At 62.7% G+C, this 12,357-nt stretch carries 13 protein-coding genes; 11 read left to right on the top strand and 2 right to left on the bottom strand.

The features are described from left to right. From F8K16_RS04820 to F8K16_RS04795, 6 genes are all read left to right on the top strand, one after another. Positions 1 to 516, top strand: a 516-nt coding sequence (locus F8K16_RS04820; protein WP_294947708.1) for a hypothetical protein, incomplete at its 5' end; no start/stop codon positions are given. 165 nt (positions 517 to 681) lie between these two features. Next, positions 682 to 1,980 (top strand): FAD/NAD(P)-binding oxidoreductase, encoded by a 1,299-nt coding sequence (locus F8K16_RS04815; RefSeq protein ID WP_294947705.1) that lies wholly within the window; start codon positions 682 to 684, stop codon positions 1,978 to 1,980. Positions 1,981 to 2,082: 102 nt separating this feature from the next. Continuing rightward, positions 2,083 to 2,715, top strand: coding sequence for a trimeric intracellular cation channel family protein (locus tag F8K16_RS04810; protein ID WP_294947703.1), 633 nt, complete (start codon positions 2,083 to 2,085; stop codon positions 2,713 to 2,715). After that, positions 2,712 to 3,371, top strand: coding sequence for a tRNA (adenosine(37)-N6)-threonylcarbamoyltransferase complex dimerization subunit type 1 TsaB (gene tsaB / locus F8K16_RS04805; RefSeq protein ID WP_294947699.1), 660 nt, complete (start codon positions 2,712 to 2,714; stop codon positions 3,369 to 3,371). Before F8K16_RS04810 ends, tsaB begins: the two co-directional genes overlap by 4 nt. Before the next feature lie 4 nt (positions 3,372 to 3,375). Further along, positions 3,376 to 3,876 (top strand): universal stress protein, encoded by a 501-nt coding sequence (locus F8K16_RS04800; RefSeq protein ID WP_294947696.1) that lies wholly within the window; start codon positions 3,376 to 3,378, stop codon positions 3,874 to 3,876. Further along, positions 3,863 to 4,717: a hypothetical protein gene (locus F8K16_RS04795; RefSeq protein ID WP_294947693.1), complete on the top strand. Its 855-nt coding sequence runs from the start codon at positions 3,863 to 3,865 to the stop codon at positions 4,715 to 4,717. Before F8K16_RS04800 ends, F8K16_RS04795 begins: the two co-directional genes overlap by 14 nt. 4 nt (positions 4,718 to 4,721) lie before the next feature. On the opposite strand, the gene F8K16_RS04790 is transcribed toward F8K16_RS04795, so the two are convergent. Then, on the bottom strand, positions 4,722 to 5,039 hold the full coding sequence (locus F8K16_RS04790; RefSeq protein WP_294947689.1) for a hypothetical protein: 318 nt from the start codon (positions 5,037 to 5,039) through the stop codon (positions 4,722 to 4,724). A gap of 83 nt (positions 5,040 to 5,122) precedes the next feature. Between F8K16_RS04790 and F8K16_RS04785 the strand changes: the two genes are divergently transcribed. Continuing rightward, positions 5,123 to 6,808, top strand: a complete 1,686-nt coding sequence (locus F8K16_RS04785; RefSeq protein WP_294947686.1) for a YcaO-like family protein — start codon at positions 5,123 to 5,125, stop codon at positions 6,806 to 6,808. Here the strand turns inward: F8K16_RS04785 and F8K16_RS04780 are convergent. Further along, the gene (locus F8K16_RS04780) at positions 6,796 to 7,509 is read right to left on the bottom strand and encodes a DUF481 domain-containing protein (protein ID WP_294947683.1); all 714 of its coding nucleotides are present in this window, start codon (positions 7,507 to 7,509) and stop codon (positions 6,796 to 6,798) included. The two genes, F8K16_RS04785 and F8K16_RS04780, sit on opposite strands and share 13 nt — an antisense overlap. 57 nt (positions 7,510 to 7,566) lie before the next feature. Between F8K16_RS04780 and F8K16_RS04775 the strand changes: the two genes are divergently transcribed. From F8K16_RS04775 to kdsA, 4 genes are read left to right on the top strand one after another with little or no spacing between them, the layout of a single operon-like run. Next, positions 7,567 to 8,523 carry an acetyl-CoA carboxylase carboxyltransferase subunit alpha gene (locus tag F8K16_RS04775; RefSeq protein ID WP_294947680.1) on the top strand — a complete coding sequence of 319 codons (957 nt, stop codon included), beginning with the start codon at positions 7,567 to 7,569 and terminating at the stop codon, positions 8,521 to 8,523. Positions 8,524 to 8,536: 13 nt separating this feature from the next. Continuing rightward, positions 8,537 to 9,778: a tRNA lysidine(34) synthetase TilS gene (gene tilS / locus F8K16_RS04770; RefSeq protein WP_294947677.1), complete on the top strand. Its 1,242-nt coding sequence runs from the start codon at positions 8,537 to 8,539 to the stop codon at positions 9,776 to 9,778. Between the two features lie 40 nt (positions 9,779 to 9,818). Next, positions 9,819 to 11,450 carry a CTP synthase gene (locus F8K16_RS04765; protein WP_294947674.1) on the top strand — a complete coding sequence of 544 codons (1,632 nt, stop codon included), beginning with the start codon at positions 9,819 to 9,821 and terminating at the stop codon, positions 11,448 to 11,450. After that, entirely contained in the window at positions 11,451 to 12,293 is an 843-nt protein-coding gene (kdsA, locus tag F8K16_RS04760; RefSeq protein ID WP_294947670.1) for a 3-deoxy-8-phosphooctulonate synthase, read from the top strand. The last annotated feature ends 64 nt before the right edge of the window (positions 12,294 to 12,357 follow it).

Genomic DNA, 12,357 nt, shown 5'->3' with positions numbered 1-12,357 from the left:
TGGGTGCTGTGGCATCAGCCCCGGCTGGCGCTGTCGGTGCTGCTGATGCTGGCCGGCACCGGTGTGCTGCTGTGGATGGCGTGGCGGGACGGCCGTCTGGTACTGCTGGCGCTGACGCTGGACGCGCTGGTGGTGATGGTGGCGGCAGCACTGGTGCTGCCCTGGTGGCCACAATTGAGTCCGCTGGCCCTGCTGGTGCCGCTGGGGCTGGTGATTGATGATGCCATCCATTTCTTTACCCGCTATGCGCGCGCCCGTCAGATCGAGCTGTTCGATACGGTGGAGCTGCGCATGCGCTTTGCACTCGGCAGCGTGGGTCGCACCATCTGGATGACCAGCCTGCTGCTGATGGCAGGGCTGTCGGTGCTGCTGTGGCATGACGATGCGGCCATCCGGCAGGCGGTTGTGGTAACGGATATTGCCATGGTGCTGGCCACGTTCTTGCTGGTGGTCTGGTTGCCGGCGCTGGCATTGAGCTGGGTGGAAAAACGAGGTGTGATTAGTGAAGGTGAATGATTTTGGATAAGTAAAATTTATAACATTATGGTCTGAAATTAGGCGGGCTTATCACCCCCAGAATTTTTCTATTTCTTTTTTATGTCCCCGTTTGGCATCATAAGCAGCGACATTAAGAGCCCTGAGGGCTTGAGAGTACAAACAAAGCAAACAAGAGGAACGAGTATGGCAACCATCGTCATCGTGGGGTCCAGCACCGGCGGTCTGCCCATGGCCTACGACATCCGCAAGCATCTGGGCAGCGAGCACACCATCAAGGTGGTCAATGCCGTTGAGGAGTTCACATTCGTGCCCTCCAACCCGTGGGTGGCCGTGGGCTGGCGCAAGCCGGAGGACATCTCCTTCAAGCTGGCACCCTATCTGACCCGCAAGGGCATCGAGTTCATCCACCAGACCGCCACCGAGCTGAAGCCGGACGAGAACAAGCTGGTGCTGGCGGACGGCTCCGAGCTGGACTACGATTTCCTGATTCTGGCTACAGGTCCCTATCTGGCTTTCGAGGAGGTGGAAGGTCTGGGGCCGAAGTCCGAAGGCGGAAACACGGTCTCCGTCTGTACCACGCCCCATGCGGCCGAAGCCTATGAGCAGTGGGAGGAGTTCTGCAAGGATCCCGGTCCCATCATCGTGGGTGCGGTGCAGGGCGCGTCCTGCTTCGGTCCGGCCTATGAGTTTGCCATGATCATGGAAACGGATCTGCGTAAGCGCAAGATCCGTGACCAGGTGCCCATGACCTTCGTCACCTCCGAGCCCTACATCGGACATCTGGGTCTGGGGGGTGTGGGCGACTCCAAGGGTCTGCTGGAGTCCATTCTGCGTGAGCGCCACATCAGCTGGATCTGCAACGCCAAGGTGACCAAGATCGAAGATGGCGTGATGCACGTGGCAGAGCACAACCACAAGGGTGAGGTGATCGACGAGCACGAACTGCCCTTCAAGTATGCCATGATGCTGCCGGCCTTCAAGGGCACCAGGATGCTGCAGGACACCGAGAAGCTGGAAGGCCTGGTCAATCCCCGCGGTTTCGTCGTCGTGGACGAATACAACCGCAACCCGAAATGGCCCAACATCTACGCGCTGGGCGTGGGCATTGCCATTCCGCCCGTGGAGGCCACGCCGGTGCCTGTGGGTACGCCCAAGACCGGCCTGATGATCGAGGGCATGGTGACCGCCATCTGTCACAACATCGAAAATGTGCTCAAAGGGCAGGAGCCCACAGAGAAAGCCACCTGGAATACGGTGTGTCTGGCGGATATGGGTGACACCGGCGCGGCCTTCGTGGCGCTGCCGCAGATCCCGCCGCGCAACCTGACCTGGGCCAAGAAAGGCAAATGGGTGCATCTGGCCAAGATCGCCTTCGAGAAATACTTCATCCGCAACATGAAGTCCGGCAATGCTGAGCCGGTCTATCAGAAGTATGTGATGAAGATGCTGGGTATCAATCGCCTGAAATCCGGCAAGCACTGATCCGAAAGAGGACAGTTTGTCATGGTTCACGCCCTCCCTTCGTGGAGGGCTTTTTTGTTTGTGCGCAAGGCGGTCGGCTGCGGTTGGGCTACAATAGCCGCCATGCTGATTGACCTTCTGATTCACTGGCTCGACCTGATCGGCACGGTGGTGTTTGCCATCACCGGTCTGCTGGCGGCTAGCCGCAAGCAGCTGGATCTGTTCGGCGCCATCGTCATCGCCATGGTGACGGCCATCGGTGGCGGCACGTTGCGGGATCTCATTCTCGGAGTGCCGGTCTTCTGGGTGAAGCAGCCCATCTACATCTATCTGGTGGTGAGCGCGGCGCTGGTCATGTTCGTCTATGCGCGGTTTTTTGCCGCCCCCATGCGTCTGTTGCTGGTGCTGGATGCGCTGGGGCTGGCTGCCTTCACCATCATCGGTGTGCAGAAGAGTCACGCCCTGGGGCTGGCCGACCCCATCGTCATCATGACCGGCATCATGACGGGTGTGGTGGGGGGCATGATCCGCGACATTCTGGTGGGAGAGGTGCCGCTGATTCTGCGCAAGGAGATTTACGCGACCGCCGCTTTCATTGGCGCCAGCCTGTGGCTGCTGTTGCGTCCGCTTTTCGACAGCGCGGCGGTGCCCAGCGCCGTGGCGCTGGTGGTCATCGTTGCGCTGCGTCTGGCGGCCATCTACCGCAATTACGCGTTGCCGGTGTTCCAACCCATTCATCACAGGCGGGACTCATGAGCATGCTGCTGGCCCTCGACACTTCCACGCGACACTGCTCCGTCGCCCTGTGGCGAGATGGGGATTGCTTCATGCATGAAGCGGACACCCCCCAGTCCCACGCCCGTTCCATTCTCCCCATGGTGCAGGCGGTACTGGCTGAGGCGCAGGTGTCGCCCGGGCAGCTGGATGCGCTGGCGTTCGCCCATGGCCCGGGCGCCTTTACCGGCCTGCGCATTGCCGCCGCCACGGCTCAGGGGCTGGCGCTGGGCTGGAACCGGCCGGTTATCGCTGTCTCTACACTGGAGGTGCTGGCCCGGCAGGCGGTCGATATGGGCGAAAAAGGGCCTTTTATGGCCGTTCTGGATGCGCGCATGGGGGAGCTTTACGCCGCGGTTTTCTGCGAGCCGGCAAAAATGGGGGAGGCCCCGTCGCTGATCACACAGGAACGGGTGCTCGAGTGGGTTTCCGGCCATGGCGTGCAGACGGTGGTGGGGCAGCCCGGTGAGCATGCCGGGCTGTTTGAGGCATGCCGCCTTGTCGAGGTGCCGCCCAGAGCCGATGCGCTAGCGGCACTGGCCAGTGAGCGCCTGAATGAGGCGCGGCGGATGACTGATGTGGTGCCCGTGCCCCTCTATCTGCGTGATAAAGTAGCGGACAAACCCGCAGGGAGGTAAGAAGATGGGCCTGTATCGCAACATCATGGTGGCGGTGGACTTTTCACCTCACAGCGAGAAGGCGGTGTCCCGTGCCACCGCATTGGCCGAGGCCTTGGATGCCCGGCTGCAGCTGGTGCACGTGGTGGAGGTGCCCACCTATCCGGTGCTGGAAGATGTAGCGGTCTCCGGGCTGCCGGGCATGTGGGATGTCAACCTGACCGAAGCGCTGATGGAAGCATCACGCAGGCGGCTGCACAATGTGGCGAAGCGCTTTGGCCTCAGCGAGGATCAGTGCGAGGTGCTGGTGGGCGTGGCCAAGGTGGATCTGGTGGAGCACGCCGATCAGGTGGGAGCGGATCTCATCGTCATGGGGCGTCATGGCGAAGGGTTTTTTGAAAGTCTGGTGGGGTCGGTCACCGACAGTGTCATGCACCACGCTCACTGTGACGTGCTGGCCGTAGATGTGGAAGTGCCGCAGGAGAAAGACGGCGAGCGAGTGGGAGACCCTCATGAACAGGCGTGATTTTCTGGTGGCGGTGCTGGCCGCCGGGATGGCGTCCACGGCAGCATGGGCGGGTGAGAATCAGTTCCGCCCGGGGGATCAGGTGATGGTGTTCTTTCCGTCGCCGGACATTCAGCACGATGCCTTCATTCTGGGCATCGTCAAGGGGCGTCTGCCGGATGGCCGCTACCGCATCACGGTGACCGACTATGTGGAAGGGCATGATTATGGCCTCTCCTGCGAGCCGCTGCCGCCTGAGGACACGCTTCAGAACGAAAGCCCCTATGGCAAGGGCTGGGAGGCGTGGGACGACACCCGGCGGCTGCGTCGGGATATTGACTATGCCGTGCCGGCAGACAGGCTGCTGCCGGCCGCAAGGGGGCGCATGTACGCCATCTCCCGCAACAATGTCTGGACCACTTTCGCCCGCTGGCTCTCCGATGCACCGGTGCTCTATGTGGACAAGCTGGAACAGGCGCGTGACGAGGCCCAGAAGCTGGGCCTGAAGGGTATGACGGCGGCGTTTGATCTGGCCATCGCCCATCGGCGTGCCTTCTATTCCCCCGAAGGGGCGCCCTACTGGCCGTATGAAGTGGTGCCCCGTCTGATTCCTCTGCTGGACAGGGCGCTGGCGCTGCTGAAAAAGGATGCCCGCTTGCGCAAGCATTTCTACGCGAAAAAACGCGACTGGAAGGCGATCCGCAAGTCAGCCTATCTGCTGTTCACGCTGGAGGCGCTGGACAAGATCAGGCATGATGCGCTCGACGAGCTCTATGAGGACGGCATGGACAGGGTGGATCCCAAGGTGATGCAGGCGGTGCGTCAGCGCCTCAGGGCGCTGGGCGCGCGCCTGCCGCAGTGATGACTCACTCCGCCTCGTTGGCGGTGGTGATGACTTCGAAGCCGTAGAAGCGCTGGTTGAGATAGTGGCTGACCGCCTCCACCTCATCGGGAAACCAGCCCAGCCCCAGATTGGTGTTGCAGGTTTCCACCATGGTCATCAGGCTGGGAAAACCTTTGAGGCGGGTGCTCCCCCGGTCAAAGGGGCGGTACTGGTGGCAGGCCATGCATCGGCCTTCTTCAAACAGCAGTCGACCATCCTCGATCATTTCGGCCCGGTCGGCGGCAGCGACGCTGGCGGTGCCGATCAGCCCGGTCAGCAGCAGCGGTTTCAGCATGCTCATGGCAGGTCCCTCCTGTGTAGCCCTCACTTCGATTCTATCGATTAACGTTTATTATTTTTTGTGCATCAAAAGATCATTAACTCATGAAACACTATCTCACCGGCAAGGCCGTGGCGCTGGAAGAGGCGCTCGAACGCATGGAGGCGATTCTGGATCGTCTCGGATTTCATCTGGAGGAGTGTGGGTGGCTCAACCCGGCGCCGCATATCTGGTCGGTGCATGTGCGGGCATGCGAATGCCCGCTACTGTTTTCCAACGGCAAGGGCATCAGCCGGGAGGCGGCCCTGGCCAGCGCATTCGGTGAGTTTCTCGAACGGCTGCTGACCGGCTATTTCTATGGCGACTGGGCGTTGCCCTGTGACCGGTTGCGTTATGCCTTCGTGCCGGATGAGAAAACGGTGTCTTCGTCAGAGGCTGTCGCAGCGTTGCCGGCCCTGCTGCGCGCACAGTGGGGCCTGGACGAGGTTGCAGAGGCACAGCTATTGCCCTCGCTGGCCTGTTGCGGTGAGCAGGTGCGGGTGTTGCCGCTGCAGCCGCTGGTGGGGGCCGATGAGCCCATCGAGGTGCCCTGGAACGTGCTGATGAACTTCTATGGCAGCAATGGCCTGTGTGCCGGAAGCACCCATCTGGAGGCGCGCATTCAGGGCGCATCGGAGATCTTCGAGCGCTGGGCGCGGCGCCGCATTCTGGAGGAGAACCTGTGTCTGCCGGAAGTACCGGAGGCGGTCATCGCCGCCAGCGAGCGGGTGCTGGCGGCACGAGAAGCGCTGGAGAGAGAGGGCGTTGTGCTGTCGATCCGGGACGCTTCTCTGGGGTTGGGCGTTCCGGTGGTGGCCATCATTCTCTATCAGCAGGGCAGCGGGCGCGCCTTCGTCTCCTTCGGCGCCCACCCCATCTTCGAAGTGGCGCTGGAGCGCACACTCACCGAGGCGTTTCAAGGGCGCAGACTGGGCGAGCTGGACGGCTATCAGCCTCCGTCGGATGATGCCGACTGGACGGCCAGCTGGGAAAATCAGGAGGCGCATTTCATCGATGCATCAGGCCAGTTTCACTGGCATTTCTTCAGTGACCGGCCGGATTTCGACTTCACACCCTGGGGGGTGCCGGCGGATGCGGATTTCGCCCGCCAGTGGGACTATCTGGCCGATTGTTTCGAGCGCCTGGAACAGCCGGTGTGGGAGGCGGTATATGAGCGGGACGGTTTTTACGCCTGCCGTCTGATCGCCCCGGGTATGTCGGAAGTCTTTCCGCCGGATGAGCTGCTGGAAAACAATCAGAACGGCGGTTGTGTGCTGCGCCGGCATCTGCAGGCCTTCCGTACCGAGGCCGACTGGAACGAGACGCTGCTGGAGCTGCTGGATGCGTACGGATGGGCGGATCATCTGTCGGTGGGGTCGGTCATCGGTGTCGCCTTCGAGGCCGACAGCCCCTGGCTGGGCCTGAAGATGCTGGATCTGCGCCTGCGCGCGCTCATGGCGCTGGAAGCCTGGGATGAGGTGATGCCGTTGCTGGAGGAGGCGCGCTATCTGGCTGCCGACCGGCCGGAACAGGCGGGTGCCTGGACGCTGCTGGCACAGGCTCTGGAAACGGGCGATCTGGCGCCTTTGTCTCAGGCCGCAACAGCGCTTTATGGCAGGGAGACCGTAGTGCAGGTCGAACGCTGGCTGGCGGGAGAGGCTTGGGCCGACCTGCCAATGGGCGAGGCGTTGATCGGCCCGTTGCACCGCAGTCTGTGGGCAACCCACCCGGGGCGGTGTCAGAATGCGTAGCCGAAGACGGCCCGCAGGGTGGTGTCCTCCTTCTTCTTGCCGCTGGCGGGATTGCTGTTGTAGCGGTATTCATATTCGGTGGTGAAGGTCAGGCGCCGGGTCAGTCCCGTCTCCAGCCTGAGGTGGCTGGTGTTCTGGGTGCGCTCCTCATCCACCAGAAACAGCGTGTCGGCGCCAAAGGTGATTCGTTTGGTGATTGGCGCGTTCAGGCTGGCGTAGGCCCGCCAGACGACGCCGTCAAAGTCCTTGGTGCCGTCCCGATAGTCGCTGTGCTGATAACCGGCACCCAGCTCGGTGTCCAGTGTCATGTTCTGCGGCAGCAGCCAGTGCCAGCCCGGTCCGACGGTCAGGTTGGCGTTGGTCAGCATGCCAGCCGGCGTGTCCTGTTCCCACAGCAGGTTGCCGTAGCCGTAAAAATGCCGGTCCACGTTGAAAAAATGACGCGCCGAGGCGCTGCCCATGCGGTAATCCTTGGCCAGGTTGCTGTCGCTTTTCTTGCGGTCCAGCTTGGCTTCCAGTGTCGCTTCGTTCAGACCGCTGACATAGTCGCCCTTGCCAGACAGGAAGAGGTTTTCCGTGTTGCTGTTGCCGCTGGTGAAGCTCAGGCCGGCCTCAGCCTTGAGTGACCACGGCGAGGCGGGCTCTGCTGCAAACAGGGAGAGAGGCAGCAGGGCAAGGCCCGCGAGTGACTTTTTCAACATGCTGATGTTCCGGTGATAAAATTCTGAGGTTGCGTATTTTACACGGGGAGTGAAGCCTTGAATTTTCTCGATTTCGAGCAGCCCATTGCGGAGCTGGAAGCCAAGATCGAAGAACTGCGTCACCTGAAGGACACCGCCGGCATTGACATCGTCAAGGAGGTGTCCACGCTGGAGGAGAAGGTCAAGAGCGTCACCGAACAGGTCTTCTCCAACCTCAGCGATTGGCAGATTTCCCAGCTGGCGCGTCACCCGGACCGTCCCCACGCACTGGACTACATCGAGCGCATTTTCGAGGATTTCCGCGAACTGCACGGCGACCGGGCCTTCGCCGACGACAGGGCCATCGTTGGCGGCATCGGCTGGCTGGATGGGCAGGCGGTGATGGTCATCGGCCATGAAAAGGGTCGGGACACCAAGGAGAAGATCGCTCGCAATTTCGGCATGCCGCGGCCGGAGGGCTACCGCAAGGCGCTGCGGCTGATGAAGATGGCCGAGCGGTTCAGGCTGCCCATCGTCACCCTGATCGACACGCCCGGGGCCTATCCGGGCATTGACGCCGAGGAGCGCGGCCAGAGCGAGGCCATCGCCCGCAACCTGATCGAGATGGCGGAGCTGAAGGTGCCCATTGTCTGCAATGTCATCGGCGAGGGCGGCTCCGGCGGCGCGCTGGCCATCGGTGTGGGGGATGTCACTCAGATGATGGAGTACAGCATCTATTCGGTCATCTCGCCGGAAGGCTGTGCCTCCATTCTGTGGAAGGATGCCGCCAAGGCGCCGGAGGCCGCCGAGGCGCTGCAGCTGACGGCCCGCCGCCTCAAGGAGCTGGGTTTGGTGGACAACATCGTGCCCGAGCCCATGGGGGGCGCTCACCGGGACTACGACATGGCGGCGAAAAACCTCAAGGAGGCCATCGTCTCCCAGCTGAAGACTCTCGGCACGCTGTCGGCCAATGAGCTGGTGCAGCGCCGTTACCAGCGCTACATGGACTATGGCCGCTTCGAAGAGCGGGCCTGATCGTGATGCGCCCGTGCTGCGGGCGCTGACCACCTTTCTCGATACCCATTCCCATATTTCCGCCTGGCAGGTCGCCTTCAGCGGCGGCCTGGATTCCACTGTACTGCTTCATGCCATGGCCCGTTTGCGGGACCGGTACGGTTTCCGGCTGCGGGCCGCCCATGTGCACCACGGTCTGCAGAGGGCGGCCGATGACTGGCTGGAACACTGCCGGCTCCTTGCACAAGCCTGGGAGGTGCCGCTGCTGGTTCACCCGGTGCAGGTGTCCGTCACTGGCCGTGGGCTGGAAGCGGCCGCGCGCGAGGCCCGCTATCGGGCGCTGGCCAGCGGGCTGGCAGCGGAAGAGCGGCTGCTGACCGCCCATCATCGGGATGATCAGGCCGAAACCGTGTTGCTGAACCTGTTGCGTGGGGCCAGCGTGCAGGGTCTGGCGGGCATGGCGGAGATGGCTCGCCTGAAAATGGGGGAGACCCCGTTATGGATCGGACGACCGTTGCTGTCGGTCGACCGGGCGGCACTGGAAGCCTACGCCCGTGCCCACGACCTTGCGTGGTGCGAGGATCCGTCCAATGCCGACACTTCACTGCGGCGCAACTGGGTGCGACATGAGCTTCTGCCCGGACTGGCCGCACGCCAGCCAGCCGTGGTTGAGAAGCTGTGTCAGACGGCTGAGGCCATGCGGGAGGCACAGGCGCTGCTTGATGAGCTGGCCGATGCCTGTCTGGAAGATGTGGAGGTGGATGGCGGGCTGTCCATTCCGGCACTGCAGGTGCTGGAAGCACGGCGCCGCCGGCTGGTGCTGCGCCGCTGGTTCGCCCGACAGGGTGTGGTGCTGACGCGCAATCATCTGGCGGCGCTGGAGGCGCTCATCCATGCGGCCTCCGACCGTCAGCCCCGCGTGCGCATCGGATCGACCCATGCGGCCCGCTGGCGGGAGCGGCTCATCTGGCCGCTTCGGGTCGTGCCGCCATGGCAGGCGATACTCTGGGCGGAGCGGGCGCGGCTGCCATGGTTCCGTTTTCAGGGTGCGGTGCCGGACGGAGCGCAACTCGTTCCTTTTGCCGAGTCCGGGCTGGGCCTGAAGCCGTTGAAGAAAGCCTTCCGGCAGGCCGGTGTACCTCCATGGGATCGGCCACGCTGGCCGGTGCTGGTGCTTGACGGCACGCCACTTGCGGTGGTGGGCGTCAGGGCGCTGCATCCCGAAGCGCCTGCGGTGACGGTGGCTTTCATTGCCGAGCAGGGGGCCATCGGCTAAAATAGCCTCCCATCTTGAATTCCTCAAAAGCCCGCTTTTTATGACCCATTACATATTCGTCACCGGTGGTGTGGTTTCCTCATTGGGGAAAGGCATCGCCGCCGCCTCGCTGGGCACGCTTCTCAAGGCCCGGGGTCTGACGGTCACCATGATCAAGATGGATCCCTACATCAATGTCGACCCGGGCACCATGAGTCCCTTCCAGCATGGGGAGGTGTTCGTCACCGACGACGGCGCCGAAACCGATCTGGATCTGGGCCACTATGAACGTTTCATTGAGCGCTGGCTCAGCCGCGAAAACAGCTTCTCCACCGGTCAGGTGTATGAGCGGGTCATCCGCCGCGAACGTCGTGGCGACTATCTGGGCGGCACCGTTCAGGTGATTCCCCATATCACCGACGAGATCAAGCGGCGCATCCGCTCCGCCGCTGAGGGCAGCGACATCGCCATCGTGGAGGTGGGCGGCACCGTCGGGGACATCGAGTCCCTGCCGTTTCTGGAAGCCATCCGCCAGATGGGTGTGGAGGAGGGGCGCCAGCGCGCGGCCTTCGTCCATCTGACGCTGCTGCCCTACATCGCCGTGGCGGGGGAGGTGAAGACCAAGCCGACCCAGCACTCGGTCAAGGAGCTGAGATCCATCGGCATTCAGCCGGATGTGCTCATCTGCCGTTCCGAGCGCCCGCTGGGCGAGGGCGAGCGGCGCAAGATCGCCCTGTTCACCAATGTGGAGGAGCGGGCGGTCATCAACGCGCTGGACGCACGCACCATCTACGAGGTGCCGCGCATGCTGCACGCCCAGGGGCTGGACCGCATCATCGTGGAGAATTTCCGCCTTGACGTGCCGGAGGCGGATCTGTCCGACTGGGATCGTGTAGTGGAGGCTCAGCTCAACCCCTCCGAGACCGTCGACATCGCCATGGTGGGCAAGTATGTGGAGCTGACCGAGGCCTACAAGTCCCTCATCGAGGCGTTGATCCACGCTGGCATCCATACCCGTACCCGGGTCAACATTCACTATCTGGATTCCGAGGAGCTGGAAAAGACGGGCACCGACTGTCTGGCCGACATGGACGCCATTCTGGTGCCCGGCGGTTTTGGCGAGCGGGGCGTGGAAGGCAAGATCGCCGCCATCCGCTACGCCCGTGAGAACCGGGTGCCCTATCTGGGCATCTGTCTCGGCATGCAGATGGCAGTGGTGGAGTTCGCCCGCCATGTGGCCGGCATGGAGGGGGCACACAGCACCGAACTGAATCCGGATACGCCCTATCCGGTGGTGGCGCTGATTACCGAGTGGCGGGACGAGCAGGGCAATCTGATCCGCCGTGACGAGAACTCCGATCTGGGCGGCACCATGCGTCTGGGCGGGCAGAACTGCGCGCTCAGACCGGGCACGCGCATGCACGAGATCTACGGGCAGGATACCATCCGGGAACGCCACCGCCACCGCTACGAGGTCAACGACCTCTACGTGCCCCGGCTGGAAGAGGCGGGTCTGATCATCTCCGGCCGCAGCGAGGACGGCGACCTAGTGGAAACCGTCGAGCTGCCGGATCACCCGTGGTTCGTGGCCTGTCAGTTCCATCCCGAGTTCACCTCCACCCCCCGCAGTGGACACCCGCTGTTCAAGGCGTTTGTGCAGGCGGCCCTCAAACAGCGCAAAGGAGCGTTCTGAATGCAGTTGTGTGGTTTCGAGGTCGGCATCGATCGGCCCTTCTTTCTCATTGCCGGCCCGTGCGTGATCGAGTCCGAGCAACTGGTGCTGGATGTGGCCGGCCAGCTCAAGGAGATGACCGCCGAGCTGGGCATCCCCTTCATCTTCAAGGCCTCCTATGACAAGGCCAACCGCTCCTCCAGCAAGAGTTTCCGTGGCCCAGGCATGGAAGAGGGGCTGCGCATTCTGCAGAAAGTGAAGGACGAGATCGGTGTGCCGGTGCTGACTGACGTGCATGAATACACCCCGCTGGAAGAGGTGGCGGAGGTGGTGGATGTGCTGCAGACGCCCGCCTTTCTGGTGCGTCAGACGGACTTCATCCAGAGCGTGGCCCGGCAGGGTCGGCCGGTCAACATCAAGAAGGGGCAGTTTCAGGCGCCCTGGGACATGGATCAGGTGGTGGCCAAGGCCCGGGAGACCGGCAACGACCAGATCATGGTGTGCGAGCGGGGGGTCAGCTTTGGCTACAACACGCTGATTTCCGACATGCGCGGGCTGGCCATCATGCGCCGCACTGGCTGTCCGGTGGTCTTCGACGCCACTCATTCGGTGCAGCAACCGGGCGGTCAGGGCACACGTTCCGGTGGTCAGAGGGAATTCGTGCCGGTGCTGGCCCGGGCGGCGGTGGCCAGCGGCGTGGCCGGGGTGTTCATGGAAACCCACCCCGATCCGGAAAACGCCCTCTCCGACGGGCCCAACATGTGGCCACTGGCCCGGCTGCGTCCACTGCTGGAAACGCTCAAGGCTATTGATGAGACGGTCAAATCCGCAGGTTTTATCGAAAACGACCTGCTGGGACTTTAACCGCGCTGTCACATTGGCGCGCTAAGCTGTTAACGGAATTAATGAAAAGCAAGGAAGCAACTGA

The sequence above is a fragment of the Sulfurivirga sp. genome (assembly GCF_015490265.1).
GTDB lineage: Bacteria > Pseudomonadota > Gammaproteobacteria > Thiomicrospirales > Thiomicrospiraceae > Sulfurivirga.
Note: the sequence above shows the minus strand (reverse complement) of the source record. Positions and strands in the feature narration are given on the sequence as shown.